This is a genomic window from Longispora fulva (assembly GCF_015751905.1).
Taxonomy (GTDB): Bacteria; Actinomycetota; Actinomycetes; order Mycobacteriales; family Micromonosporaceae; genus Longispora; species Longispora fulva.
The window spans coordinates 252879-279874 of sequence record NZ_JADOUF010000001.1; the positions used below are offsets into that span (position 1 = coordinate 252879).

The window sequence follows — 26996 nt, forward strand, 5'->3', positions numbered from 1 at the left end:
CGTCGTCCGACGCTTCTCTCGGCCCGGGAACCGTAGGCGCCGGGCCGTCGAGGCGGCCCGGTGCCGCGAGGCCTCCCGCCCGCCTGCGGATCCCGCGCCGCTGCCCGCCATGTGGCTCATGCCTGAACCCCGTCTCCTGTGCCGGAGCATGTCAGCTCCCAGACGAGCGGCATGCCGTGGTCGACGCCGGTGTAGTCGTCAGTGGACTCGAGGAGTTCGGCCATCCGGGCCGCCCACGGAATGTTGGCGGGATGATCGTGCAGTTCGTGGCGCATCTTCTGGTAATCCTCGACGAGCACGATGTGGAACAGGTCCAGGCCGTCGCGCCAGATCCGCCACGAGTGCACGCCGGCGGCACGCAGCGCGGCGTCGAGCTCCATGGGCACAGACTGGTGGGCCTGGCCGTAGGCGTCCTCCGCGCCGGGCTTCAGCCGGGCGTGCAGAGCTATGCGTTGCATGGGATGTCTCCTCGGCGCGCGGGCCGGATGCCGGCCATGCCGCCGTCGACGGCCAGGGCGGTGCCCGTGGTGCCGCCCGACAGTGGGCTGGGCAGGTGGGCGATGGCGGCGGCGACCTGGTCGGCGGTGACCAGCCGACCGGTGGGCTGGCGGGCGTTGAGCCGGGCGAGTTCGACATCCGGGTCGTCGGCGGCGACCAGGAGCCGCTGGACCCAGGGGGTGTCGACGGTGCCGGGGTTGACGCAGTTGACCCGGATCCCGTCGGTGGTGCCGTCGGCGGCCATCGCCAGGGTCAGCGCCGCCACGGCGCCCTTGGACGCGGAGTACAGGGCCCGGTTGGGCGGGCCGGCGGTGGCGGCGATGGAGCAGGTGTTGACGATCGCCGGGCACGCCGAGCGGCGCAGGTGGGGCAGGGCGGCCCGGGTGACGCGGACGACACCGAGGACGTTGACCTCGAACACGGCCCGCCACTCGTCGAGGGGGTTGGTCTGTATGGTGCCGCGTGCGCCGATGCCGGCGTTGTTGGCGGTCACGCCGGCACCGCCCACACGAGGCCATCGGGGTAGGCGTGCTCGGCCAACGACCGCGGGTGCATGGTGGCACCGAAGCCGGGGGTGGTGGGGGTGACGTAGCGGCCGTCGCGGATCACGACTGGGTCGATGAAGTGTTCGTGCAGGTGGTCGACGTACTCGATGACCCGGTCTTCCATGGTGCCGGACACGGCCACGTAGTCGAACATCGACAGGTGCTGCACCAGTTCGCACAGGCCGACCCCGCCGGCGTGTGGGCATACGGGCACCCCGAACTTGGCGGCCAGCAGCAGGATGGCGATGTTCTCGTTGACGCCGGCGACGCGGGCGGCGTCGAGTTGCAGGAACGACAGGGCGCGGTTTTGGAGGAACTGCTTGAACATCACCCGGTTGTGCACGTGCTCGCCGGTGGCCACCCGGATCGGCGAGACGGCCCGGGCGATGGTGGCGTGTGCGCCGATGTCGTCGGGGCTGGTCGGCTCCTCAACCCACCAGGGGTCGAAGGGGGCCAGTTCGCGGATCCAGGCGATGGCGGTGGCCACATCCCAGCGCTGGTTGGCGTCGACGGCGATGCGCATGTCGGGGCCGCAGACCTCGCGGGCGACGCGCATCCGACGGATGTCGTCGGCCAGGTCCGCGCCGACCTTGAGTTTGATCTGCGTGAACCCGTCGGCGATGGCTTCCTTGCACAGCCGGCGCAGCTTGTCGTCGTCGTAGCCGAGCCAGCCGGGGGAGGTGGTGTAGGCGGGGTAGCCGTCGGCGAGGAGCCGGGCGGTCCGCTCCGCCTTTCCCGGTTCGGCGCGGCGCAGGATGGCCAGGGCCTCATCGGGGGTGAGGGCGTCGCTGAGATAGCGGAAGTCGACCAGGGCCACGACCTCCTCCGGTGACAGTTCCGCGAGTAGCCGCCACACCGGTTTGCCCTCGCGTTTGGCGCGTAGGTCCCACAGGGCGTTGACGACGGCGGAGATCGCCATGTGCATGACGCCCTTCTCCGGGCCCAGCCAGCGCAGCTGTGAGTCGTGCACGAGGGTGCGCCACAGGCCGCCGAGATCATCGAGTGTCGCTGGCACCGGCAGACCGACAAGATACGGGGCCAGGGCCCGGATCGCCGCGGCCTGGATGTCGTTGCCGCGCCCGATGGTGAACGCGAACCCGTGACCTTCGTGCCCACCGGGCTCGTCGGTGCGCACGATGACGTAGGCGGCCGAGTAGTCGGGGTCCGGGTTCATCGCATCGGAGCCGTCGAGGTCACGCGAGGTCGGGAAGCGGATGTCGAGCGTGTCCAGGGCGGTGAATCGTGGCGTCATGACTGTCCTGTCGCGGGTGCGAGGTCGATAGCGATGACGCTGCACAGCGCGTCGAGGCGTTCGGGGGCGATGTCCACGACGAGTTCGCCGGTCGGGTCGGGGTTTTGGGCGTGCACGTCCTTGAGCTGTGAGGTGACCTTGAACGGCAGCGGTCCGCCGTCGCCGAGCAGCGTGACGGCGGTGATCCGGCGCACCGGCAGGCCACGCGCGACGATGTGCTCGTACGGGCGCATCACCAGGTGCAGGTACAGACGTTCACCGCCGTCGGCGTTGACCCGGCGGGTGCTGGGGCCGTGGAACTGCCACAGCTGCAACCCGGGCTCGACGTCACGAACACTTTCGGCGTGTGTGGCCATCCAGTCGGCGAAAGCGTCGAGGCGTTCCACAGCCTGCGCCGGGAGCTCTCCCCGGCCGGTGGGGCCGACGTTGAGGAGCAGGTTTCCGCCCATGGACGCGGCTTCGACGAAACTGTGCAACAGGGCGCGCGCCGATTTCCAGCTGTCGTCGTCGGGCACATACCCCCAGGTGCTGTTCATCGTCAGGCAGCATTCCCACGGCTTGGACGGCGCGGCGACGGGGAGTTGCTGTTCGGGGGTGACGAAGTCGCCGTGTCCGAGGCAGCGGTCGTTGACCATGCAGTCGGGTTGGCGGTCGCGGATGAACTGGCGGATCTCGTCGAAGCGCCACTCGGCCGGGGAGTACTCGAACTCGCCGTCCAGCCACAGGATGTCGATTTGCCCGTAGCCGGTGAGGAGTTCGTTGAGCTGGCCGAGCATGAACTGGCGGTAGCGTTCGAACGCCTCCGGCGTGGCGCGCGGGTGCGAGCCGACGACGTAGGGCTTGGGTACGGTGGCGTCGGTGTAGCGGGGGTAGTCCTCGTGGTGCCAGTCGACGATGGAGAAGTACAGGCCGATGCGGAAACCCCGGGAACGGAACGCGTCGACGACCTCGCGGGTGAAGTCGTGGCCGGCGAGCTTGGCGCTGGTGTGGTCGGACAGGGCGCTGTCGAACATCGCGTACCCGTCGTGGTGTTTGGTGGTGAACACGACGTAGCGGGCGCCGGCGTTCCAGGCCCGCTCGGCCCAGTCGTCGGGGTCGAACAGGTCGGGCTGGAAGGTGGCGGCGTTGTCGAAGTACTCCTCGCAGCCCACCGCCGCCAGCGGCGGTTCCTGCAGGTGCACGCCGCCGGTCATCTGCCAGGACAGTTCCCAGCCCCGGGTGGCGGCGTGCCCCCAGTGCACGAACAGTCCCAGGCCCAGGCGGTTGAACCACGTCGTGTCGCTCACTCTTTCACTCCCCCTTGGGTGATGCCGGACGTGATGAACCGCAGCCCGGTGACCACCAGGACGAGTGCGGGGACGGCGAGCAGGACCAGTGCCGCGAAGTACTGCGAGGTCTGGGTGGGGCTGGGTCCGAAGCCGCTCTGGATGGTCTGCACGGCCTGGGCTGCGGTGGTCAGCTCGGACTTCTTGAGGATGGTGGAAGGGAACAGGAAGTCCTGCAGGGACCACATCACCGACAGCGCCGCGAGGTTGACCAGGGCGGGGCGGGCCAGCGGCAGGAAGATCAGCTTGTAGACGCGGCCGTGACCGGCCCCGTCCATGCTGGCCGCCTCGATCAGCTCATTGGGGATGCCGTCGGCGTAGTTGCGCAGCAGCAGCACCGCGAACGGCAGGGTCAACGCGGCCTCGGGCAGGGCGACCCCGAGGTGGGTGTTGAACAGGGCCAGCTGCCCGGTGATCCAGTACACGGGCACGAGGATCGCCACCGCCGGCACGGCCAGGAAGATCAGGACGCCGTAGTAGAGGGTCTCGCGCCCCGGAAACCGGATCTTGGAGAAAGCGTAGCCGGCCAAGGATCCAACCGAGCACACGAGGAAGGCGTGCAGGGCGGCGACGAGGAAGCTGTTGAGGAAGGTGCGCGGCAGGCTGACGCCGTTGAATGTTCCGGTGAGCACGGTGAGGTAGTTGCCGACCCCGCCGTAGGCCACCGACGCCCGCACGGCGGTGATCATCGGGAACAGCCACAGGACGGACCCGACCCCGAGGATCACGTACGTGGCCACGGTGTGCCTGCGGCGCTGCCGCAGCAGGCGCAGTGGACTGGTCGGTGTCGTCATCACCGCCCCCTTCGTTGGGCGAGCAGGTGGATGAGGGAGACGAGCAGGGCGATGACGAGCACGAGAACCGCCGCCGCCGAGGCGTAGCCGACCCGGCCCTCGCCGAGCATCGCGTTGTACACGTAGGTGCCGGTGATGCCGGTGCGCCCGCCCGGGTCGCCCTTGGTCGAGAAGAACACGACGTCGAAGGCGCGGAAGCTGCCCAGCAGCACCGACAGGATCACCGTCTTGTGGGTGTTGCGCAGCAGCGGGAACAGGATCAGCCGGTACATCTGGCGGGTGTTCGCGCCGTCCAGCAGGGCCGACTCCAGGATGGTCGTGTTCGCCGTTGCCAGGTCGGACGTGTAGTACATGATCGGCAGGCCGATCAGGTAGACGAGGAGCACGAACAGCGCCGCGTACGCCGGGCCCTCCTCGCCGAGCCAGTCCTGGGCGAGGGAACCGAGACCCACCGTGCGCAGGGTGGCGTTGACGGCCCCGTCGCGGGTTTCGAGCATCCGGCCGAACACCGTGGCGAACAGCGACAGCGGGATCAGCGACGGCAGCAGGAACACCGCGTAGAAGAACCGGCGCAGCCGCACCCCCGAGGACAGCACCACCGCGAGGAAGAACCCGAGGGTCAGTGCCACGGCGATGGACACGGCCGCGAACAGCAGGTTGTTGGCCACCGAGCGCCAGAACACCTCATCGGTGAGGACCAGGCGGAAGTTCTCCCAGCCCACATCAGTGGCGTCCCCGAACGACAGGGTGCTGCGCGTGGTGGACGTCTTGGCCAGGAAACCGAACGCGTAGAGGTAGTAGACCGCGTAGATCAGCAGCAGTGGTGCCAGGAACAATGCGGCCACGCCCACGAAGCTGCCCCGGCGACGGCGGCGCGGGCTGGTGGCGTGCCGGGCGCGCACCGGTCGCGCGCCGCCGACGGCGGCGGTGACCGGTGCGTTCCTGGAGTTCATCGAGGTCACTTCGCGGTGTACCGGCCGGACGTCCACTCGGCCTGCAGCTTGTCGGCCGCTGCCTGCGGAGTGCTCTGCCCGCGCAGTACGTCGAGAATGGCGTTGCCCTCGACCTGGTTGAGGAAGCTCTGATTGCTGTCGCGGGCAGACCCGGCCGTGTTGATTACGGTGGTGATCGCCGCGTACCCGTCGCGGGCCGCCTTGGAGGTCAGCACGGAGCCGTCGGCGGTGTAGCTCTTGGCCGTGGGCACCAGGACCAGGTCCTTGCCCCAGCTGTCGACGCCCTTGCCCATGGTCATGTACTCCACGAACTTCGCAGCCTGCGCGACATGCGTCGACTTCTTCGGAATGCCCAGTCCGCCCTCGGCGAACGCCCGCGCCGCCGGCTTGCCGCCCGCCACGACGGGGAACGCCGCCGCGCCGACGTCGGCGAGCTCGATCTTGTTGGCTTTGCGGTAGGACTCAGACAGCATCGAGGACTGCCAGGACCCGTCAACGTAGAACGCCGCCTTGCCGCCGGTGAACAGCTCGGCGGGCCGGCCGCCCTTGAGGCTGAGGACGTCGGTGCCGACGATGCCCTTGTCGAACAGCGACTTGTACTGGGTGAGCGCCATGACCATCTCGGGGGAGTTCCACGCCTTGCGCCCGGCGAACACGTCATCGGACAGGGTCGGGCTGGACTGCCCGGCGATCGTGAACAGCATCTCCTCCTGCCAGTACGGCTCGCCGGAGAACACCACCGGGGTCACGTCCGGCTTGGCGGCGCGCACCTTCGCCGCCGCCGCGGCGAGCTCGTCGGCCGTCTTCGGCACCGCGATGCCCAGGTCGGCGAGCATCGCGGCGTTGTAGAGCATGACCGCGCTGCCGAGGGAGCCCATCGGGATGGTGTAGAGCTTGCCGTCCTTGGCGGACGTCTCGGCCTGCTTGACCGGGCCGGCCGCGAGCTTGTCGTGCCAACCGGCCGGCAGGTTCTTCTCCCACTCCGACACCGGCCGCAGCTGCTCGCGGACACTGTTGGTCATCGCCGAGACCTGCACGCCGACGACGTCGAGGTTCTCGCCGCCGTTGAGGGCGAGGGGCAGCTGCTTCTGGTAGTCGGCCGCCTCGAAGATCCGCAGCTCGATCTTGATGGTGGGGTTGTCGCGTTCGAAGGCGGCGATCGTGGCGCGCAGGGTGGCCTCCGGCGGGAACCACGTCCAGTACCTGAGCGTGACCTTCTCGCCGTCCTTTGTGGTTGCCTGGTCGGCGTTCTTGCCGCCCCCGACCCCGCCGCTGTCCCCGCACGCGCCCAGGCCGCCGAGGCCGACGACCCCCGCGACCGTCAGGGCGAGGACTCGTAAGAGTCGAGATCTGTTCATGACACTCCTCCGGAGCTTGTTTCCAGATGACGCCTAGCTGGTGGAATCCAGATGACCACAATATCGTCGCCCAGGGCGACAAAAATCAAGAGGTTGGCGGGAACTTAACCGAACGGGCACGATGACATCAGCGAAGAGGCTGGGGGAAACGCATGCCGACAGAGGCCGATGTCACACTTCGGGTGGTACTGCGCTATCTGGCTGATTATGGACCAATCGCCCGACCTGAGTTGGTCGACGGGGTCGGCCTCGCCCGCGCGACGACCTCCTCCGTCGTCAACGAGCTGATGCGCCGGGGCCTGGTCAGCGAGATCGCATCGCCGGGCACCGGCCGCCGCGGGCGTCCTACCAACCTGCTCGACCTCGACGACGAACAGTTCGCCGTCGTGGGTCTGGAGATCGGACTCGACCGGGTTCTCGCCGGCGCGTTCTCCCTGCGGGGCCGCCACCTCATCCGCCTCGACGAACCCGTCGAAGTCTCCGCCAGCAACCCCCGCGCCCTGCTGCGGGTCGCGGCATCCGTGGCCTACCAGGTCATCGAACAGGTCACCGACGCCGGCCGCCGCTTGCTCGGCACGGGGGTCAGCGTCACCGGCCTCGTCGACGCCACCAGCGGCACGATCAAATACGTGCCCAGCCTGGGCTGGCGCGACGTCGCCGTGCGGGCAGGTGTGGAAAGTGCGCTGTCCGCAGCCTCCGCCGGCCCGCCCGCCCCGGTGATCGTCGACAGCGGCGCCAACTTCGGCGTCCTGGCCGAGCGCCGCGCCCGGCTACGCGGCGGGGGAGCGGTGCCGAGCCTGGTCTACCTCACCGGTACCTACGGCATCAGCGCCGGCATCATGGCCGGCGACCGGCTGTGGCGCGGCGCGCGCGGCCTGGCCGGCGAGGTCGGGCACCTCATCCTCGACCCCGGCGGCCAGCGCTGCGTATGCGGCCGACGCGGCTGCTTCGAGACCCGGGCCGGCGTGCACGCGATCCTTGCCGCGGCCGGCCTCGAACAGCGCAGCCTCGTCGGGGACGGCCCCGCCGCGCCGACCCACCGCGACGTGCCCGCCTCGGCGGCCCCCTACCCGATCCCGGCCGCCACGGCACTGTCGGCGGCCGTCGACGAACTGGTCCGCAGGGCCGAAGCGGGCGACCCGCAGGTGCTCGCCGCGCTCGCCGAGGCCGGGCACTGGCTGGGGATCGGCGCCGCCGCCGTGTGCGCGATGCTCGACCCCCGTCTCGTCGTCCTCGGCGGGCACTACACCCGGCTCACCCCGTGGCTGCTGGAGCCCGCCCGGACCTCGTTCGTCGAGTCGCTGCTGGTCGCCGACCTCGACCCGCCGGACGTGGAGCCCTCCGTCCTGGGCTCGTGGGGGTCGGTCGAGGGCGCGGCACTAGCCGTCCTGGACCAGATGCTGGACGGAATTCGCCCACTACCGGCCAACCACGATCAGACGCATCGACAGCCGGCGACGGCCGGCTGACCGTTCGGCTGATTTTTGACGCCTGAGGCGACAAAATGTTTCCGGGGTATTGCCGTGGCGTGTCCGGCGGGCTGACGATCCACCACAGGTGCCCCGATCCGGCACCGCGACCGCCGCCCCCACCGCTGTCGCCGCTCCTTCGCAAGGAGAGCCCCCGATGCGTTCCCGTCTTCCCCGAGCACTCGCCATGGCGCTGTGCGCCGCCATCGCCGCCACGGTTGCCGCCGCCACCCCGGCAGCTGCGGACACGATCATCCCCCAGGCCGGCCCCAACCCGGTCGTCATCACCCCCGGCACCGGCTCCGACGACGTCGTCGCGCTCCCGGCGTCGGCGGCCGAACGCACCTCCGCCATCACCAACACCGGCGGCCAGGGCGACATCGCCAAGAACTTCCACGTCCAGCACTTCCTCACCACCGCCGACTACCTGGCCTGGACCGTGTCGGTGCCAGCCGCCGCGTCCTACCGGTTCGCGGTCCTGCTCAACGCCTCCTCGGGCCAGCAGTTCACCCTCACCGTGCGCGGCACCGCCACCTCGGTGTCGTTCACGAGCTCCGGCGGCTGGCTGAAGATCGACGCCGGCACCCTCGCCCTGCCGGCGGGCTCGAGCACCGTCGAACTGCGGCGCGCCGGATCGCCCAGCGGCGACACCCAGGTCAAGTCGGTGGAACTGATCCGCGACTCCGACTACGCCGCCTACCAGCAGCGCGTCGCCACCGGCCGTGCGGCGGCCGACCTGACGTGGCTGCGGCAGGCCAAGTACGGCCTGATGTTCCAGTACGGCTCCTGGGGCTTCCCTGCCGGCGGTGGACCGGCCAAGACGCTCGAGCAGCAGGCCAACGACTTCAACGTCCCGGCCTTCGTCAACACGGTCAAGCAGACCGGGGCCGCCTACGTCATCTGGTCGTTCAGCTGGTGGGGCTACCGGCCCGACATGCCCAACACCGCACTGGACACCATCATGGCCAACGGCGGGGCGTCCACCTCGCAGCGTGACCTGATCGGCGAGGTCGCCGCCGCCCTGCACGCCGAGAACATCCGCTTCGCCCTCTACTACCACGAGGGCAAGGAAGAGGCGACGTTCTGGCAGAAGGAGAACTACCCCTCAAGCTTCCCCGCGACGGGTACCGGAGACCGCAGCACGTTCTTCACCAACTGGAAGAACGTCGTCGGCGAGATCGGCCAGCGCCTCGGCACCAACCTCGACGGCTTCTTCTTCGACGACGCCATGACCTACTACCCGGCGAAGTTCGAGGAACTGCACGCCGTCGCCCGCACCGGCAACCCGGCCCGCACCGTGACGTGGAACAACTGGGTGTACCCGCGCCTGACCGAGTTCCAGGACGTGTCGATGGGCGAGAACTACACCGGCGATGGCACCGTGGGTTCCCCGCCGGCCGGTGGCGACGGGATCTTCACCGCCGGCCCCGACAAGGGCCTGCTCGAACACGGCATGTTCATCATGGAGAACGACTGGGGCGTGCACCAGCAGGGCCAGCAGATCGGCGCCACGACGTTCGACGCCACTTGGGCGATCAGCCACGTCACCTCCGCCGCCGCACGGTCAGTGCCACTGACCTTCGACCTGATGATGTACGAGGACGGCACCATGTCCGCGCAGAGCCTGGCGGTCCTGCAACAGCTCAAGGCCGCCGTCCGGGGCACCACCGGCGTGACGACCGTCAACAACACCGACGCGGCCATCTCCTACACCGGGTCCTGGTCGGTGTCGGGCAACCGGGGAGCCGGTGACTACGCCGACGACGTCCGATACACGTCGGTCAACGGCGACTCAGTCGCCTACACGTTCACCGGCAGCGGGATCGACCTGCTGACGGAGAAGTACTCCGATCAGGGCAACATCGACGTCTACATCGACAACGTGTTCCAGCAGACGGTGAACACGTCCAACTCGACCCGCCTCGTCCAGCAGGCCGTCTACTCCAAGACGTGGCCGACGTCGGGCAGCCACACGATCAAGGCCGTCAAGAAGGACGGCAGCTACATGCTGCTCGACGCGTTCCGCGTCCACCAGGACGTCACCGTCAACAACACAGACGCCTCGATCGCCTACACCGGAGCCTGGTCGGTGTCGAGCAACCGGGGCGTCGGTGACTACGCCGACGACGTGCGGTACACGATGACCAACGGCGACGCGGTGTCCTACACCTTCACCGGCACCGGGATTGACCTGCTGACGGAGAAGTTCTCCGACCAGGGCAACGTCGACATCTACATCGACAACGTGTTCCAGCAGACCGTGAACACGACGAACCCGACCCGCCTGGTGCAGCAGGCGGTCTACTCCAAGACGTGGCCGACATCGGGCAGCCACACGATCAAGGCCGTCAAGAAGGACGGCACGTACATGCTCCTCGACGCGTTCCGGGTGTACGCCTAGAACAGGCCGCAGGCGACGAACGCCCGCTGACCGGATCGAAGCCGCGGGGCCATCCGAGGGGTGGCCCCGCACCCCCGTGGCTGGGAAGAAAGCCTGCCCCCTGCTCCTTGCATTCGTCCAAGCCGAATGGACCAACTCCGCCGGCGCGTCCGGCCTATTCATGACGACATCAAGGCCCGCGTCGAAAGGCTCATCGTTCCTTGGATATCCCTCCGCGGGCCAGCCAAACGCAGCCACAATTCATGCCCCCGAAAGGTCGGTGTCCAGGGCTATGGTGCGTTCGCTGTTGGTGGTCTCGGGTGGCTCGTATTCGACCCGGCGGAGGAGTTCGAGGAGCTGCCGGCTGATGATGCTGCCTGGTCTGGTCGAGGTTGGGCCGCTTCTCGGTCACCAGTCCAGTCGGATGCCGTACACCCCGGGGCGGGCGTCGGTGACCGCGATGCACACGCTGGGGGTGTCGTCGGGCAGCAGTTCGCGGAGTTCCTCCTCGGGGGCGGAGGCCGTGGCCTGGTGGAACGCCACGCACCGGGCCGGCACCGCTTGCGGGGCGAAGCTGATGTGCAGGGTGTACAAGGGCAGTAGTTGGAGCACGACCTGCCCCAACCGGGTCTCAGGCACCATGTCCGGCGGCGGCACCACGGTGTATTCGATCACCGTCGTCTCTCCCTCGGCCAGCGGCCGGCCGAACAGCAGTTCCGCGCTGAATTGGCCCGTTGCCGGGTCCCATCGCACCCCGCCGCGTCGGCAGCCCGCCAGGTCCACGAGCCGGGGCGGTTCGGAAACCGGCTCCTCGGCGCACCACGCCATGACCTTCCGGGTCACCCCGTCGGCCAGGGACCGCAGCGTCAGGCGGACCCGTCCCTGCCGGATCGACCCGTTGGCGCCCATCGTGACGTGGTTGTCGATGCTCAACGGCCGCAGGACCGACCGGACCGGCATCTCGAATTCCTCGACCACCTGGACGGCGGGCGGATACAGGCCCAGATCCATGTTCCGGCTCCTGCGGCCGCGGCTACGCACCCGGGCAGAGCGGAGCAGCCCGACCAGGGACCCGGCCGGCAGCGACAGCAGCTCCTCCAGGACGGCGACCCCGTGCAGCGACTCCGCCCGCTCGGGTTGGGACCGCCCGGTGCACCAGTAACTCAACGTGGCCGTGCTGATCTTGATGCCGCGCTCGGCGAGCCGACACTGGAGCCGGCTCAGGCCCAGGCCCCGGCGGCGCACGGCCAGCGACAACGCCAGGTGAAACGGGCCGTCCACCAGCGCCCGGTCCAGTTCGACCTCGAGATCAGATCCCATGTCAACCCCCTGCGGGCCGTACGACTGGTGCACGGAGTGTATGCGCTGGACCCCGGCCAGGTAAACGGTGACCCAGTCGGACCACGAGGCGGGCGTGCCGTGCGAGGAGGCGTCCTTCCGAGGTACACGGGGCTCCGTGGACAGCTGCCGTACACGCCTACACCAAACGACGGTCCGCATCCTCACGCGGCGCCAGCTAACAGGACATGAAAGATCCCTCAAGACACCCTCAAGCCGGTTAGCAGCGATTAACTGATAACGGGGGCGCCGCGTCGGCGGCGTGCCGGAAAGCCCGGTCCACCGCCGATCGTGCCGGCTGGGCCAGAGCCCCTTTTCTAGTTGTTTCGCCGATAGTGGTTAGGACGGGTTCGCGGCCCGCTGACGCATCCCCGAAGCGGCGTGGCACGGCGTGCGGTCGACAGATGTGCAGGAAATGCGGGGGTAGTTCGATGCAACCTGATTGGTCCGGCCGGCTCTCTCAGTGGTGAAGGAGGTAGCCCATGGGCACCGATGAAGAGGCCGAGTTCCGGGCGTTCGTCGCCGGGCGTTCACTCGCGCTGTGGCGGCAGGCGTACGTGATGTGCGGGGACCGGCACCTGGCGGAGGACCTGGTGCAGATGACGCTGGCGAAGGTGTACTCGCGCTGGCGGCGGATCCGGCAACGGGGCGCGGTGGAGGCGTACACCCGCAAGGTCCTGACCCGGATGTGTCTCGGGCAGCTGCGGTCGCGGGGCCGGCGGCGCGAGGACGTCTCAGCGGATCCCCCCGACAGGGGCGCGGCCGGTGGGCCGCAGGTGGAGGAACGGATGGTGCTGATGGACGCGCTGCGCGCTCTGGCTCCCCGGCAGCGCGCGGTATTGGTGCTGCGGTTCTGGGAGGACCTGAGCGTGGAGGAGACCGCGGCGGTGATGGGCTGTGCCGCCGGCACTGTCAAGAGCCAGTCGGCGCGGGGTCTGGTGAGGCTGCGCGAGGTGTTGGGCGCGACTGAGGAACTGCTACTGGTGGGGAAGGGAACACGATGACCGTTCACGACGAGGAGTTCGCGGGAGCCGTTCTCGGCCGGGTCCTCGAGGGGGAGGCACCCGCCCGGTCGTTCGCCGACGCGGCTGTTCGCGAGGGCGCCCGGCTGCGGTCGCGCCGACGGGCGGGAGCGCTCGGGGCGGGTGCCGTCGCGGTGGTGGCCGTCGTGGCCATGGGTGCGGTGTACGCCCCCACCTGGGGTTCCGCCCCGGTCCGGCCGGGATCGGCGCCGGCCACCGTCGCGCTGGCCACCCCGACCCCGACCCAGACCCAGACGTCGGCCGTAGCGACGGCGACCAGGGAGAACATCACCGCACTGCTCCTGGCCCTGCTGCCGGGCAGCACGGACGCCCACATCGGCGCACGCGACAACCCGGTGGGCATGGTCGCGATCAACGGCGAGGGCGGGCCGGCGGAGGTGGCGGTGACGGTCGCCCTGAGCCGCAAGACGAACACCTTCAGCATCGACGCGGTCTGCCCCGGCTGCACCAAGATCGACCTGGGTGACGGCCGGTGGCTCGTGATCGCGAACTCCTACACCGACAAGACGTCGCACCGGCTGTGGTCCGCCACCCAGGTGTACTGGCCCAACGGGGACTGCGTCAGCGTCGGCGGGGCATACGTCCAGGCGGCTCCCGACCTGCCGCTGACCATCGAGGAGGCGCGCCGGATCGTCACCGACCCGGGATGGGCAGGCCTGCTCGCCCGAGGCTGACCGCACCGGCCAGGCGGCGCGACCCCGTCGCCTGGCCAGTACCGCGCGCGCGAAGGTGCCCCAGCGGACATTGTGCGCGGGTTCGTGAGGCCGAGGCTCCACGTAGTCGCGGGCCGTCGGTGCTCGACCCCCCACGAGCGCGGAGTTGGCGCTTTGCAGGCTCGGAGGCCCGGTGGTCGCCGGGCTCGGCGCCCCGCGCCGGCCGGCCAGCTGGGCACGCCCGCATCCACATGTTCCACACCGTGCACACGTTGGTTGACCGGGCCCGCGAACACGGCGCGGTGCGAGCCGACGTCACCGGCGAGGGCATCGTCCTGCTGACGTGCGCGCCGAACTGCGTCGCCAACGTCGTGACGGACGCCCCGCCCGATCTGTGGCGGCGATACCTCGACATCGTCTCGACGGACTCTGCGCGCCGGCCACCGATGGCCTCCTGAGAGGGCGGTTTGTGAGATTATAGCGGTTTGTCATGGACCGAATCGGTAGTGTTCGGGCCGTTGGCGATATCTGGTGGGGTTGTGTCGCGTTGGGCAGGTCGTGAGTGGACGTTCCGCGTATCCGAGCGATCTCAGCGATGAGCAGTGGGCGGTGGTCGGGCCGTTTCTGGCTGCGTGGAAGGCTAGGCATCCGTCGGTGTCGGGTCATCAGGGCCGCTACGGGTTGCCGGAGATCGTGAATGCGATCTTCTATCAGATCCGGACCGGTTGTCAGTGGGCGTATCTGCCGCACGACCTGCCGCCGAAGTCGGCGACGTACTACTACTTCGCGCTGTGGCGTGACGACTGCACCGACCAGGTGATTCACGATCTGCTGCGCTGTCAAGCCCGGGAGCGGGCCGGCCGGGCGGAGGATCCGACCGCAGTCGTCCTGGATACCCAGTCGATCCGGGCAGCCAACCACGTGCCGGCGTCAGCGACCGGCAAGGACGCTGGGAAGAAGGTACCGGGCCGCAAGCGGGGGCTGGCTGTGGATGTGCTCGGCCTGATCATCGCGGTGGTGGTAGTGGCCGCGTCGGCCACCGACAACACGATCGGCGTGAGACTCCTCGACCAGGTCGTGAAGCACACGCCGACGGTGACCAAAGCGTGGGTGGACTCCGGGTTCAAGGACGACGTCGCCATCCACGGCGCTCTGCACGGTATCGACGTCGAGGTCGTCAAGAGACGTGACCAGCAACCCGGGTTCGTTCCAGTGAAGCGGCGGTGGGTGGTGGAACAGATCAACGGCACCGGAGATGCTGCACCGGCGCCTCGTCCGCGAGTACGAGAGCAACCCGGCCTCGTCGGTGTCACGGACCTTCTGGGCGTCGACGGCCAACCTGATCCGCCGGCTGACCGGCACGAACACGCCGTCTTGGCGCGACATCTAGACGATGGAGCGCTACGTTGCCGTCTGTGCTGGACCTGATGGCCGAACGCGAGACCGCCGCGACCACGGCAGCCGAAGAACTGCGCGAGCAGATCGCCAAGCTGTCCGTCGAACTCGCCCTCGCCGAGACCGAACTGGTCGACCTCGCGATCACCCGCAAGACGCTCATGAGACTGACCGGCCAGGCCGAAGCGACCACACCCGCCGACGCGACCATCGCCAGCACCCCCTACCAGCAGATCCCCGCCGCCTTCGCCACCACCGTCGGCGGCATGCGCGCCAAGGACGTCTGCCGCGCGCTCGACGTCGGCGTCACGCCCAAGGACACCGAGGGTATGCGCGCCAAGCTCAAACGCCTCGTCGCCCGCCAGATCCTCGTCGAGACCGAGCCTGGCCTGTTCACGATCACTGCGACGACATCCGCATAGTCCGACAAACAGGACTCCTGCGTCGGCCCGACATCCGAAGTGGACTTCAACCTCACGAACCGCCCCCGAGGCCGCCGGCTTCGCGTCACGCGACGCAGAACTCGTTGCCCTCCGGATCGGCCAACGTCACGCCATACTGGCCGTCCGTGTCGCCGTCATGCTTGGACAGCACCGTGGCGCCGAGCCGCACCAGCCGCTCCACCTCGGCGTCGACCCGCTGGCGGCGCACCGCCACCCCGACCGACCGGCCACCACCCACCAACACGTCAAGATGCAGGCGGTTCTTGAGCGTCTTGCGCTCCGGCACGATCTGGAACCAGATGGCCGGCCCGGCACCGGCCGGATCGACGATCCGGTCGGCGCAGTCACCATCACCAAGCTCCTCGGCGGGCACCCCCACGCTCACGTAGAAATCCCGCCAGGTGACATGCCCCTCGGGCGGATCCTGCGCCCGATAGCCCAGCGTGGCCGCCCAGAAACTGACCAGCCGGTCCGGATCGGCGCAATCGATGGTGAGTTGAAATCCCATGCCGGAGATACTGCCCCAAGGGTCCGACAGTTTCAGACCAGCGAGCGGAATGGACTTGTCGTGCCGGTAGGCTCACCTTCCGTGACTGCCGTGGTGGGGTCGATGAACGTCGAGACCGGGCCGGGCCTGTTCACACTCGCCCCAGCGCCGCCGGCCCCAAAGCCCTCCGAGCAGGACACCTATCCAATAGCCAAACCCTAAAAGGACATAGCATCACGGACCGCCCTCTGACGCACACAACAGGCCAGCGATGACGGCACCTAGGCAAGTCGGGTCCGCCCAACCCGCGGTCGACGTCCGCCTGGCGTCCCGAGTCCCGATACGGTCAGGGGTACCAGACCGAACCTTGCGGGCGATCCGTCACGCATGCCGTGGGCAACTGACCTGACGCCCAAACATCTCGGCCATCCCACCGCCACCGCATAGCGGTTTGTACGTGCCTCGCGGTGCCGCCAGCGTCCCGCCAGCGTTCTGACAGCGGGTCCGGGAAGTCTGGCAGCCGTGATCCCTCTGCCCGCACACCGGCTGCGCTCCGCCGGTATCTCCACCGTGTTTCGTCGCTGGGGCACCGCCTCGGCGGCCGCGGTCCTGCTCGCCGGCGTCGTCCTCGTGACCGCGCCGGCCGCGGACGCCGCCCCCGTGAACTGTCTGGACAGTCAGCCGACCGCACCGGCGGCGGTGGCAATGGCCGCAGCCTGCGGGCGGCGGGTGGAGGTCGCCGGCGAGCGTTCGGAGTCCGAGCAGACGTACGCCCGGCCCGGGGGCGGCTACACGACCGAGCAGTCCGCTCAGCCGCGCTGGGCCCGGAGGCCCGATGGTTCGTGGGCCGCGATCGACACCGCGCTGGTGGCTCGCGGCGATGGGACCGTGGGGCCGGCTGCAGCCGTGCTGCCGATCAGCTTCTCCGGGGGCGGGGCGGGTCCGCTCGCCCGGCTCCGTGACGGGGACAAGGAGGTCGCGGTCTCCTGGCCGGGCGGTCCTCTGCCCGCGCCCGTTTTGACCGGTGACACCGCCACCTACCGGGACGTCCTGGCGGACGTGGACCTGCGGGTGACCGCCTCGGCGCTCGGCTTCTCCGAGGTGCTGGTGGTGAAGTCCGCAGCGGCCGCGGCGAACCCCGCGCTGGCGGAGGTCAGTTTCGGACTCGCCACCACGGGTGTCAGCGCCGCGGCCACGAAGGCCGGCGGGCTCGAGGCGCTGGACGCCGCGGGGCGGTCGGTGTTCACCTCGCCGACCCCGATGATGTGGGACTCGGCGGACGCCCCGCCGGCCGCGACGGCCCAGGCGAAGGTCGCGGGTGGCCGGCGGGAGGCGCGTCGGGCCGCGATGGCGGTGCGGGTGGCCGGCGGCCGGCTGTCGGTGGTGCCTGACAGGGCCATGATGACCGATCCGCAGGTCAGCTATCCGCTGTTCATCGACCCGAGCTGGACCGGGCACGTCAAGGACAACGCGTGGACGACGGTGTGGAGCAGGTCGGGGTTGCAGGGCACCTCGTTCTGGCAGGACAACTCCGCCGCCAACCACGCCGACGTGCTCGGTGGCGCGCCGGCGGGCCGGACCTGCGACGACAGTGACTCCAACGGCAACTGCGTCAGCGCGCAGTACGTCGTGCGGTCGCTGTTCCGGATGGATCTGTCCAGAGTGGAAGGCAAGAAGGTCACCGGCGCGTCGTTCCGGGTGCGGCAGAAGTGGGCGTGGACGTGCGGGACCAGGACGAACGCCAAACTCTGGGCGACTGGCGCGATCTCCCAGGACACCACGTGGACCAATCAGCCCGCCTGGGACGCGGCGCACACCGCGCAGGCGCCCGGCAACCACCGGGTCGACAGCAACTTCGGCTGTGACGGCGCCGGTGATGTGGAGTTCGACGCGACCGGCCTGGTCCAGTACGCGCTGACGACGCCCGGTGCGGACATCACCCTGGGTCTGCGGGCCGTCGACGAGGGCACCGTCACTCAGTGGAAGCGGTTCGACGCGACGACGCCGGTGCTCGCGATCGACTACAACAGCCCGCCGAACATCCCGGACACGTTGACGGTGGACAACAAGGCGTGTGCCACCGGCGGCGGGCGGCCGTTCGTGTCGACGGCGACGCCGACGCTGCGCGGCCACTTCACGGACCCCGACGGCGACCCCATGCAGACCTGGCTGGCCGCAGTGAAGTGGAACGGCACCGCGTTCGACGAGTCCACGGCGGTGTCGGGCTCACAGACCAACGTGGCCAGCGGCGGGACGGGGGCGTGGACCACGTCACCGCTGGCGGACAACGGAATCTACGCCTACCGGGCCCAGTCCGCCGACTACGGCAGAGGCGGCGTCAGTCCCGTCACGGCGATGCCGGGCAACTGCGAGTTCCAGGTCGACCTGGTCGATCCGGTGGTGCCGACGGTGACCTCGGCGCAGTACCCGGAGAACTCGGTCGGTTGTCCTGCCGACGGGTGCGGCGCGGTCGGGATGGTGGGGACGTTCACGTTCACCAGTTCCCCGGACGTGGTGCGCTACCACTGGACGCTCGGACCGAGAAGCGGTGATGTCACCCCGGCGAAGACAGGCGGGCCCGGATCCCTGAGCTGGGCGCCGAAGGACGGCGAGATCGCGCAGAAGACCCTCGTCGTGCAGGCGTTCGACCGGGCGGGGCGGACGAGCACGAAGACCTACCAGTTCACGGTACGCAACCCGCAGGCGGCGATCGGCCGGTGGCCGCTGAACGAGCCCGCCGGTACCACCACGTTGCCGGACACCACCGACGGTCACCACGACGCGGTGCTGGCCGGCGGCGCGCCCGGGGTGCCGGGGCGCATCGTCGGCGGGGACACCGCTGTCCGGTTCGACGGCACGGTGGGCGACTACGCGAGTGTGCCGCACCTGGTCGACACGGGCCAGAGCTACTCGGTGGCCGCGTGGGTCCGGCTCTCCGACATCACCGCGGCCCGCACGGTGCTGAGCCAGGACGGGGCACACTCGGCCGGGTTCCAGCTGCAGTACGCGACGGGCTGCGCCTGCTGGCAGTTCGCCGTCCCGGCCACCGATGCCGCCAACCCCGCCCTGGTCAAGGTCACCTCGGGCGGGGCGACGGCGGAGCTCGGGGTGTGGACGCACCTGGCGGGCAGCTACGACGCCGGTACCCACACCATCGCTCTGTACGTCAACGGCGCCAAGGTGCAGGAGGCGGCAGCCCCCGCCGCCCCCTGGAACGCGACCGGCGCACTGACCATCGGGCGTGGCAGGTGGAACGACCAGCCGGCTGACCCGTGGTCCGGGGACGTCGCCGACGTACGGCTGTGGGACCGGCCGATCTCGCAGTTCGACGCGACCTCGGCCGCGGACCCGCAGCTCACCGGCCGGGTGGGCGAGTGGCACTTCGGCGAGGTGGGCGACGGGCCGGCCACGGACTCCTCGCAGTACGCCCACGATCTGACGTTCCACCCGGTGGCCACCGTGCCCGCCGAGGGTTCGGGGAAGGTCGGCACGGGACTGCGCACCGACGGCACCGGCTGGGCCGGCACCGACGGGCCGGTCCTCAACACCGATCAGTCGTTCACCGTCTCGGCCTGGGCCCGGCTCGACGGCACCGCGCTGCCGACGGGCAACATGACGGCGGTCAGTCAGGACGGTGCGCGGCAGAGCGCGTTCTACCTCGGCTACCGGCTCTGGGGCACCGAGGCGCACTGGTCGTTCACGTGCGCCACCGGGGACGTCGACGCGTCGGGATTCGCCCACGCGCGCGGCACGGCGGTGCTCGGGACCGGTGACCTGAACAAGTGGGTACACCTCGTCGGGGTCTACGACGCGACGGCCGGCCAGCTGAGGCTCTACGTCAACGACGTGTTCCAGCAGTCCACGCCGTGCACGACGTGGAACGCCCACGGTGGGCTGGCCGTCGCGCGCGCCCGGTACCGGGGCGACATGGTGGACCTGTGGAAGGGCGACATCGACGAGGTCCGGGCGTTCGCCGGGCTGGTCGTGCCGGCCAATGTGCTCACCGTCGACGGCCAGCGCACCGGCCCGGTCACCTGGGCCGCCAACAGCCGGTGCGTGGACATCCCGAACGGGGCCAGCGCCCCGCTGCTGACCCAGCTGCAGAGCTACACCTGCAACGGCACCCCGGCACAGGAGTGGACCTACGACCCGGTCGACCACTCGGTGCACGCCCTCGGCCGGTGCCTGGACGTGTACAACTCGGGCACGGCCAACGGCACGGTGGTGGACGTCTACACGTGCAACCAGTCATACGCCCAGACCTGGACGTATGACCCGACCACCCAGGCGCTGCAGGCCATGGGCAAGTGCCTGGACGTGACGAACGCCAGCACGGCCAACGGCGCGAAGCTCCAGCTCTACCAGTGCAACGCCACCGCGGCCCAGAAATGGAGCTTCGCGCAGTAGTCCGTTCCGGGCCCGGGGTGCGAACCCCGGGCCCGACCTCTCGAAAGGCATGCCGTGTTCGCACCACCACGCCCTCGCCGCGGTTGGCTGTCCGCCGCCGTGGCCGTCGGTCTCGCCGCCTCACTGCTCAGCGCCGCCCCGGCACTGGCAGCCCCCTACCACCCCGGTCACGCCCAGAAGGAAACCCCGGTCGCGGGGCGGTCCGTCAAGCCGGGCCCGGCCTCCGCCCCGCCGATCGCACCACCATTCCGGGGTACCGCCCCGGTGTGGCCCCCGGCCACCTCCGTCGACGTGGACCTCGCCGCGGCGTCCGGGGTCCGCGGTCTCGGGGCCGGACAGCGCGCCTCCGCCGTCCGGGCCGCCGGCACCCCGGTCTGGCTGGCGACGGCCGGGCGTCCAACGGCCACGGCCGTCGCGCGGAAGGAAACCGTGCGGACCCTCGATCACGCCGCCAGTGCCGCGGCCGGCGTCGACGGGCTCGTGTTCGCCGTGTCCGGCGACAGCGGGCCCCTCGACATCGCCGTCGACTACAGCGGCTTCCGCTGGGCCGGCGGCGCGGACTGGGCGCAGCGGCTGCGCCTGGTCGAGCTCCCCGACTGCGCGCTGACGACCCCGACGGCCGATGGTTGCCACGGCCGGCCGGTGCCATCCCGCACCGACACCGCCGCCGCGACCGTCAGCACGACCGTCACCGGCTCCAGGCTGCTGGGCCTCACCACCGGGACAGGCAGCGGCGCGGGCAACTACGCGGCCACCCCGCTGTCGCCGTCGGCGCTTTGGTCGGCGGGCTCCAACACCGGCGGGTTCTCCTGGGCGTACCCGATGCGCACCCCGCCGTCGCTCGGCGGCCCCGCGCCGCAGCTCAAGCTCGCCTACTCCTCCGCGGCGGTCGACGGCAAGATGGCCGCGTCCAACAACCAGCCCGGCTGGGTCGGTGAGGGCTTCGACCTGGATCCCGGCTTCATCGAGCGCCGGTACCGGCCGTGTGTCGAGGACCGGGGCGCCGGCGCCAACAACCCGGACACCGGCGGCGACCAGTGCTGGGCCACGGACAACGCGACCCTGTCCTTCGGCGGCCACGGGGGTGAACTGATCAAGGACCCGACCGTCGCCGACCGGTGGCGGACCCGCGCCGACGACGGCACGCTCGTCGAACACCGGACCGGGGCGGCCAACGGCGCGCGGAACGGCGAGTACTGGGTGGTCACCACCACGGACGGCACCCAGTACTGGTTCGGCCAGTCCGCGGGCGCCACGCTGACGATGCCCGTGGCCGGCAACCACGCCGACGAGCCGTGCCACGCGACCGCGTTCGCCGACTCGTTCTGCGTCCAGGCCTGGCAGTGGCACCTCGACCATGTCGTCGACACGCACGGCAACACGATGAGCTACGTCTACGCCAAGGAGACCAACAAGTACGCGAAGAACAACAAGACCACCGACCTCGTCAGCTACGACCGGGCCGGCTACCTGACCCGGATCGACTACGGCACCCGCACCGACCGCACCGAGGCCGCACCGATGCAGGTGGTCTTCGATACCGCCGACCGGTGCCTGTCGGCGTGCGCGACCCACGACGCCGGACACTGGCCCGACGTGCCGTGGGACACCGAGTGCGTCACGAGCCCGTGCACGATGCTGAGCCCGACGTTCTGGAGCACGAAGCGGCTGGTCAAGGTCACCACCCGGGTGGCGGGCAGCCCGGTCGAGGAATGGACCCTCACCCAGTCCTTCCCCGACCCCGGTGACGGCACCCGGGCCGGTCTGTGGCTGGAACGCATCTCCCACAAAGGGCTCGTGCGGGGTACCGCGCCGATGCCCGACGTCGTCTTCGAGGGCGTGCAGCTGTCCAACCGGGTGGACACCTACAACGACCAGTACGCCGCGATGAAGTGGTGGCGGCTGCGCACGATCACCCTCGAGACCGGTGGCAAGATCTCCGTCACCTACTCCGCCGCCGACTGCGTGCCCGGCACCCGGATGCCCGACCCCGCCGCGCTGCAGGACAACACACTGCGCTGCTATCCGGTGCGCTGGAAGCCTGAGGGCAACGACGACGCGATCGTGGACTTCTTCCACAAGTACGTCGTCACCGACATCACCGAGACCGACCTGCCCGCCAGCGGCGGCGCCCCGCGCACCCTGACCCACTACGACTACGTCGGCGACCCGGCCTGGCACTACACCGACGACGACGGCCTGATCAAGGCGGAGAACAAGACCTGGTCGGTGTGGCGCGGCTACGGGGCCGTGCGCACCGTCAAGGGCGACCCGGGCGAGCGGACGGTCACCGAGGCCCGGTACTTCCGTGGCATGGACGGCGACCATCTGCCGACCGGCACCAGAGACGTCTCCCTGCCGGCGATCGCCGTCGGCGGCGTACCGAAGGCCACCGACGAGGACGCCTTCGCCGGCATGACCCGCGAGACGCTCGTGTGGAACGGCGCCGCCGAGGTGTCGGCGACGGTGTCGGAACCCTGGCAGTCGCCACCGACGGCGACCCGGACCATCAACAACTCCACCGTGTACGCCCGGCACACCCAGGTCGCCGTCGCCCACACCCGCACGGCCCTGGACGGCGGTCGCGGCTACCGCACCACCCGGACCGCCAGCACCTACGAGAACACGTACGGCACGGTCACCCAGGCCGAGGACTCCGGCGACGAGAAGGTCGCCGGCGATGAGACCTGCACCGTGACCAGCTACGCCCGCAACACCGGCGCCTGGCTGGTCGCCGCGCCCAACCGGATCGAGAAGTACGGGGTGACCTGCGCGAAGGTCACCGCGGGCACCTACACGGCCACGGACGTTATCGGCGACAACCGGATGAGCTTCGACCAGCAGGCGTTCGGCGCCGCGCCGACCCGGGGCGAGGTGACCCGCAACGAGGAGCTGACCTCCGTTGCCGGCGCGCGCGGCTACGTGACCACCGCCCGCAGCGACTTCGACGCCAACGGCCGGGTGGTCGCCAACTACGACGCGCACGACCAGAAGACCACCACCGGGTACACGCCGGCCGCCGGTGGGCCGGTGACCGGCACGACGACCACCACCCCGCTGCTGTGGAAGTCCACGACCACCCTCGACCCCGCGTGGGGCGTCACGGTGGCGACGGTCGACACCAACGGACGCCGTTCGGACCTGACCTATGACCCGCTCGGTCGGCTGACCGCGGTCTGGGGACCCGGCCGGGACAAACTGAGCCAGTCCGCGAACGCCACCTACACGTACCTGACCCGCAACGACGGCCCGAGCGTCGTCACGTCCGCCGCGCTGACCCCCAACGGCGGCTACAAGCGGTCCTACGCCCTCTACGACGGGCTGGGCCGTCCCCGCCAGTCGCAGACCGCCGACGAGTCCGGCGGGCCCAACGCGGTGGTCGCCGACACCCTCTACGACACCGCCGGCCGGGCGGCCCGGACCAACCGGGGCTATCTGTCCACCGTGGCCGCCGGCCCGAACCTGTTCCAGCCCACCGGTGTGATCCCGGTGCAGAACGTGACCGTCTTCGACGGCGCGAACCGGATCACCGCCGACATCGTCAGCACCAGCGCGCCGTCCGGCGGCAGCCCCGGCGCCACGGAGAAGTGGCGCACCTCCACCTCGTACGGCGGGGACCGTACCGACCGTACGCCGCCTGCCGGCGGGGTGGTCACCTCCGCACTCACCGACGCCGCCGGGCACACCGTCGAGCTGCGCCAGTACCACCAGGGAGTGGCCGCGGGCACCGCCGACCCGGCGACCTTCGACCGGACCACCTACACGTTCGACAACCGCGACCTGCTGCGCCGGGTGACCGACTCCGCAGGCCGGCACTGGGACACCACCTACGACCTGCGCGGCCGGCCCGTGCACGCGACCGACCCGGACTCCGGGGCCACCGACACCGCCTACGCCGACACGGGCGAGGTCCTCACCGAGACCGACGCGCACGGCACCCTGGCGTTCACCTACGACCCGATAGGACGCAAGCGCACCGAGCGCGTCGGCACGGCCACCGGCACCGTGCTCGCCGAATGGTCCTACGACACGCTGGCCAGCGGTTCGGTGGTGCGCGGCCAGCTGGCGAAGACCACCAGGTACTCGGGCGGCCGGGCCTACTCCACCGAGGTCACCGGCTACACCGTCGACTACCAGCCCACCGGTAACAAGATCACCATCCCGGACGAGGAGACCGGACTGGGCGGCAACTACACCTACGCCTACACCTACAAGCAGGACGGCAGCCCTGCGACCACCCGACTGCCGGCGACCGGGGACCTGAAACTGGAGACCCTGACCTACGGATACGACCTGCTCGGGCACCAGGCCACGGTCCGCGACGGCTACGGCACCAGCCCGGAGACGGATCTGGTCACGGGTACCGGATTCACGGCCTTCGGTGAGGTCGGCAGCTTCCAGCTGGCCAACAACGCTGGCAGGACCGTGGACGTGACCCGCACCTACGACACCGACACCCGCCGGCTGGCCCAGATCTGGACGTCGCGTCAGACCGGTCCCACCACGATCAGCGACATCCGGTTCAGCTACGACCCGGCCGGCAACACCACCCGGATCGCGGACCTGACCTCCGGCGACACGCAGTGTTTCCGCACCGACCACCTGCGCCGGCTCGCTGAGGCGTGGACCCCGGGCGGCGCCGACTGCGCGCCGGATCCCGCAGTCGGCGGCGGGCCCGCACCGTACTGGCAGTCCTACCGCTACGACACCGCCGGCAACCGCACGACCCTCGTCGAGCACGCCACCTCCGCCGGTGACCGCACGACCACCTCCGCCGTGGATCCCGGCAGGCACCTGGTCACCGGCACCTCCACCACCGACGCCGCCGGAACCCGGACGGCCGGCTACACCTACACCGACGCGGGGGACACCTGGACCCGACCGACAGCGGCGGCCGGCACCCAGACCCTGACCTGGGACCCGGAAGGACACCTGTCCACCGCGAAGGACACCACGGGCACGACCAGCTACGTCTACGACGGTGACGGCAAGCGGCTGATCCGCACCGACCCGACGGGCAAGACCCTGTACCTGCCCGGACAGGAACTGCGCTTCACCACCGCCGGCTCGACCACGGCAGCCGTCCGCTACTACCGACACGCCGACGGCACTGTGGCGATGCGCACCGGCGCGGGGATCACCTGGCTGTCCGCCGACGAACACGGCACGGCCTCCGTCTCCGTCAACGCCGTCAGCCAGGCCGTCGCGGTGCGCCGCCAGACCCCGTTCGGGGTGCCGCGCGGCACGACGGGCACGTGGGTCCCGCAGTACGACAAGGGGTTCCTGGGCGGCACCAATGACAACACCGGGCTGACGAACCTGGGTGCCCGGGAGTACGACCCAGGGACCGGGAGGTTCATCAGCCGCGACAAGGTACTGCGCAACGACGACCCGCAACAGGTCAACGGGTACGCCTACGCCAACAACAACCCGGTCACCTTCACCGACCCGACCGGGCTGGACTGGCTGGACTCGCTGTCGGACGCCGCGAGTGACTTCGTCGACACGGCCACCGACGTGATCGATCGCACCGACGCCCCGATGTTCGCCCTCGGACTGGGGATGACCCTGCTCGGCGGCATGACCGACACCCTCGGCGGCGCGCTGTGCGCCACCGGGGTGGGCGCCCCGCTGGGCGCGGTGGTCCTCGCCGGCGGGATCTACGTCACCAGCGCGGGCGTGGCCATCGCCGTCACGGCCGTCGCCGCGCCGAACATCGCCTACGCCGTGCAGAACAACGACTCCGGTGGCGGAGGGGGTGAGTCAGACGACCCGGACTCGGCGGCGACCCCGCGCGAGTACGAGGAGGAGATCCGGATGCTGATGAAGGACCACGACAACAAGGGTGGCGGCGCACTCACCGAGGAGAACGCGATCGAGTCCCTCCAGGGCCCGCCCGGCACCAAGCCCAACGTCACCGAGGACGGCCTCAAGGGCGGCGCGGACATCGAGTTCACCGACGCGGATGGCAACGTCGTCCTGCGCCGCGAGGTGAAGACCACCGGCAACGTCGACGGCTACAGCAGTTTCAACAGCCACATCAAAGAGGCCAACTTGCAGTTCGACAAGGACGGCGAGATCTTCTACCAGGTCAAGGACGGCGCCGACGTCGAGAACTGGATTCAGCGCTGGCAGGGATCCCGGCGGGGTGTGGACAGCTACACCAAGGTCAAGGTCCGGTTCCGCACCGAGAGCGGCAAGGACCTCGGCACCTACAATCTGGGCATCAAGGGCAAGGCTGGCTACACCCCGCCCAAGCCGCAGCCGAGGCCAGAGCCGCCCCGCCAGCAGGGTGGCTGCCGGCGATACCCCGGGGAGTGCTGATGAGCGAAGGAACGTGGCTGGCCTGCGTGGACTGCAAGGTCATGCTGCCACTGGGCCGGGCGGTGAAGGATCCGGCGACCCGCGACATCGTCTTCATCGCCGAGTACCGCTCGGGGCGTCCGGCCCGGCTCGACGAGCGGCTCGACCGGGTGCTGTGGAAGATGCTCGCCGAGCACCCCGGCCACCGGCTGGAGGTGGTCCGGGAGAACAGCACCCAACTCGACGACCTGGGCGAAATGCTCACCCTGGGGGAGGACGAGATCGGCTCACCCACCCTGGAGGAGTACCTGGCCGGCTGGCCCGGATAGCGCGACCGGCCCGGCGTCCACCCA

Annotated in this window: 18 protein-coding genes and 1 pseudogene; 10 read left to right on the forward strand and 9 right to left on the reverse strand. The window is 70.0% G+C overall.

Annotation, left to right across the window (positions count from 1 at the left end; all coding sequences use genetic code 11):
* Positions 1-116: 116 nt before the first annotated feature.
* The 7 genes from IW245_RS01095 to IW245_RS01120 are packed head-to-tail and all read right to left on the reverse strand — an operon-like array spanning position 117 to position 6725.
* Positions 117-458, reverse strand: coding sequence for an L-rhamnose mutarotase (locus IW245_RS01095; RefSeq protein ID WP_197001320.1), 342 nt, complete (start codon positions 456-458; stop codon positions 117-119).
* A complete protein-coding gene (locus IW245_RS40145; RefSeq protein WP_233473216.1) occupies positions 446-991 on the reverse strand; it encodes an SDR family NAD(P)-dependent oxidoreductase in 546 nt (181 codons plus the stop codon). The genes IW245_RS01095 and IW245_RS40145 overlap by 13 nt, the downstream gene beginning before the upstream one ends.
* Complete coding sequence (locus IW245_RS40150) at positions 988-2295, reverse strand: L-fuconate dehydratase (RefSeq protein ID WP_231398615.1); 1308 nt, start codon at positions 2293-2295, stop codon at positions 988-990. The genes IW245_RS40145 and IW245_RS40150 overlap by 4 nt, the downstream gene beginning before the upstream one ends.
* Positions 2292-3581 carry an alpha-L-fucosidase gene (locus IW245_RS01105; RefSeq protein ID WP_197001322.1) on the reverse strand — a complete coding sequence of 430 codons (1290 nt, stop codon included), beginning with the start codon at positions 3579-3581 and terminating at the stop codon, positions 2292-2294. The genes IW245_RS40150 and IW245_RS01105 overlap by 4 nt, the downstream gene beginning before the upstream one ends.
* Positions 3578-4414: a carbohydrate ABC transporter permease gene (locus IW245_RS01110; protein ID WP_197001323.1), complete on the reverse strand. Its 837-nt coding sequence runs from the start codon at positions 4412-4414 to the stop codon at positions 3578-3580. The genes IW245_RS01105 and IW245_RS01110 overlap by 4 nt, the downstream gene beginning before the upstream one ends.
* The gene (locus tag IW245_RS01115) at positions 4414-5367 is read right to left on the reverse strand and encodes a carbohydrate ABC transporter permease (RefSeq protein ID WP_197001324.1); all 954 of its coding nucleotides are present in this window, start codon (positions 5365-5367) and stop codon (positions 4414-4416) included. The genes IW245_RS01110 and IW245_RS01115 overlap by 1 nt, the downstream gene beginning before the upstream one ends.
* Positions 5368-5372: 5 nt before the next feature.
* On the reverse strand, positions 5373-6725 hold the full coding sequence (locus IW245_RS01120; protein WP_197001325.1) for an extracellular solute-binding protein: 1353 nt from the start codon (positions 6723-6725) through the stop codon (positions 5373-5375).
* A gap of 152 nt (positions 6726-6877) precedes the next feature.
* Between IW245_RS01120 and IW245_RS01125 the strand changes: the two genes are divergently transcribed.
* Complete coding sequence (locus IW245_RS01125; RefSeq protein WP_197001326.1) at positions 6878-8194, forward strand: ROK family transcriptional regulator; 1317 nt, start codon at positions 6878-6880, stop codon at positions 8192-8194.
* 157 nt (positions 8195-8351) lie between these two features.
* Positions 8352-10595, forward strand: coding sequence for an alpha-L-fucosidase (locus IW245_RS01130; protein WP_197001327.1), 2244 nt, complete (start codon positions 8352-8354; stop codon positions 10593-10595).
* A gap of 387 nt (positions 10596-10982) precedes the next feature.
* On the opposite strand, the gene IW245_RS01135 is transcribed toward IW245_RS01130, so the two are convergent.
* Positions 10983-11894 (reverse strand): hypothetical protein, encoded by a 912-nt coding sequence (locus IW245_RS01135; RefSeq protein WP_197001328.1) that lies wholly within the window; start codon positions 11892-11894, stop codon positions 10983-10985.
* 500 nt (positions 11895-12394) lie between these two features.
* On the opposite strand from IW245_RS01135, the gene IW245_RS01140 reads away from it, so the two are divergent.
* The 5 genes and pseudogenes from IW245_RS01140 to IW245_RS01160 all read left to right on the forward strand — a co-directional run bounded on the left by IW245_RS01140 (position 12395) and on the right by IW245_RS01160 (position 15425).
* Positions 12395-12916: a SigE family RNA polymerase sigma factor gene (locus IW245_RS01140; RefSeq protein ID WP_197001329.1), complete on the forward strand. Its 522-nt coding sequence runs from the start codon at positions 12395-12397 to the stop codon at positions 12914-12916.
* A complete protein-coding gene (locus tag IW245_RS01145) occupies positions 12913-13629 on the forward strand; it encodes a hypothetical protein (RefSeq protein WP_197001330.1) in 717 nt (238 codons plus the stop codon). The genes IW245_RS01140 and IW245_RS01145 overlap by 4 nt, the downstream gene beginning before the upstream one ends.
* 242 nt (positions 13630-13871) lie before the next feature.
* The gene (locus IW245_RS01150) at positions 13872-14066 is read left to right on the forward strand and encodes an SbtR family transcriptional regulator (protein ID WP_197001331.1); all 195 of its coding nucleotides are present in this window, start codon (positions 13872-13874) and stop codon (positions 14064-14066) included.
* A gap of 100 nt (positions 14067-14166) precedes the next feature.
* Positions 14167-14998 (forward strand): annotated as a pseudogene (locus IW245_RS01155) (IS5 family transposase).
* 25 nt (positions 14999-15023) lie between these two features.
* Positions 15024-15425, forward strand: coding sequence for a hypothetical protein (locus IW245_RS01160; protein ID WP_307788852.1), 402 nt, complete (start codon positions 15024-15026; stop codon positions 15423-15425).
* A gap of 85 nt (positions 15426-15510) precedes the next feature.
* Here the strand turns inward: IW245_RS01160 and IW245_RS01165 are convergent, their stop codons facing one another.
* Entirely contained in the window at positions 15511-15954 is a 444-nt protein-coding gene (locus IW245_RS01165) for a VOC family protein (protein ID WP_197001332.1), read from the reverse strand.
* Positions 15955-16455: 501 nt separating this feature from the next.
* On the opposite strand from IW245_RS01165, the gene IW245_RS01170 reads away from it, so the two are divergent.
* From IW245_RS01170 to IW245_RS01180, 3 genes are read left to right on the forward strand one after another with little or no spacing between them, the layout of a single operon-like run.
* Positions 16456-20340, forward strand: a complete 3885-nt coding sequence (locus tag IW245_RS01170) for a LamG-like jellyroll fold domain-containing protein (RefSeq protein ID WP_197001333.1) — start codon at positions 16456-16458, stop codon at positions 20338-20340.
* A gap of 54 nt (positions 20341-20394) precedes the next feature.
* A complete protein-coding gene (locus tag IW245_RS01175; protein WP_197001334.1) occupies positions 20395-26664 on the forward strand; it encodes an RHS repeat-associated core domain-containing protein in 6270 nt (2089 codons plus the stop codon).
* Complete coding sequence (locus IW245_RS01180) at positions 26664-26972, forward strand: hypothetical protein (RefSeq protein ID WP_197001335.1); 309 nt, start codon at positions 26664-26666, stop codon at positions 26970-26972. Before IW245_RS01175 ends, IW245_RS01180 begins: the two co-directional genes overlap by 1 nt.
* The last annotated feature ends 24 nt before the right edge of the window (positions 26973-26996 follow it).

Bases quoted from the DNA above. Each gene is read 5' to 3' on its own strand.
- IW245_RS01115 (WP_197001324.1), bottom strand. From the start codon at position 5,367: ATGAACTCCAGGAACGCACCGGTCACCGCCGCCGTCGGCGGCGCGCGA.
- IW245_RS01165 (WP_197001332.1), bottom strand. From the start codon at position 15,954: ATGGGATTTCAACTCACCATCGATTGCGCCGATCCGGACCGGCTGGTC.
- IW245_RS01145 (WP_197001330.1), top strand. From the start codon at position 12,913: ATGACCGTTCACGACGAGGAGTTCGCGGGAGCCGTTCTCGGCCGGGTC.
- IW245_RS01125 (WP_197001326.1), top strand. From the start codon at position 6,878: ATGCCGACAGAGGCCGATGTCACACTTCGGGTGGTACTGCGCTATCTG.
- IW245_RS40150 (WP_231398615.1), bottom strand. From the start codon at position 2,295: ATGACGCCACGATTCACCGCCCTGGACACGCTCGACATCCGCTTCCCG.
- IW245_RS01135 (WP_197001328.1), bottom strand. From the start codon at position 11,894: ATGGGATCTGATCTCGAGGTCGAACTGGACCGGGCGCTGGTGGACGGC.
- IW245_RS01130 (WP_197001327.1), top strand. From the start codon at position 8,352: ATGCGTTCCCGTCTTCCCCGAGCACTCGCCATGGCGCTGTGCGCCGCC.
- IW245_RS01140 (WP_197001329.1), top strand. From the start codon at position 12,395: ATGGGCACCGATGAAGAGGCCGAGTTCCGGGCGTTCGTCGCCGGGCGT.
- IW245_RS01120 (WP_197001325.1), bottom strand. From the start codon at position 6,725: ATGAACAGATCTCGACTCTTACGAGTCCTCGCCCTGACGGTCGCGGGG.
- IW245_RS01110 (WP_197001323.1), bottom strand. From the start codon at position 4,414: ATGACGACACCGACCAGTCCACTGCGCCTGCTGCGGCAGCGCCGCAGG.
- IW245_RS01095 (WP_197001320.1), bottom strand. From the start codon at position 458: ATGCAACGCATAGCTCTGCACGCCCGGCTGAAGCCCGGCGCGGAGGAC.
- IW245_RS01180 (WP_197001335.1), top strand. From the start codon at position 26,664: ATGAGCGAAGGAACGTGGCTGGCCTGCGTGGACTGCAAGGTCATGCTG.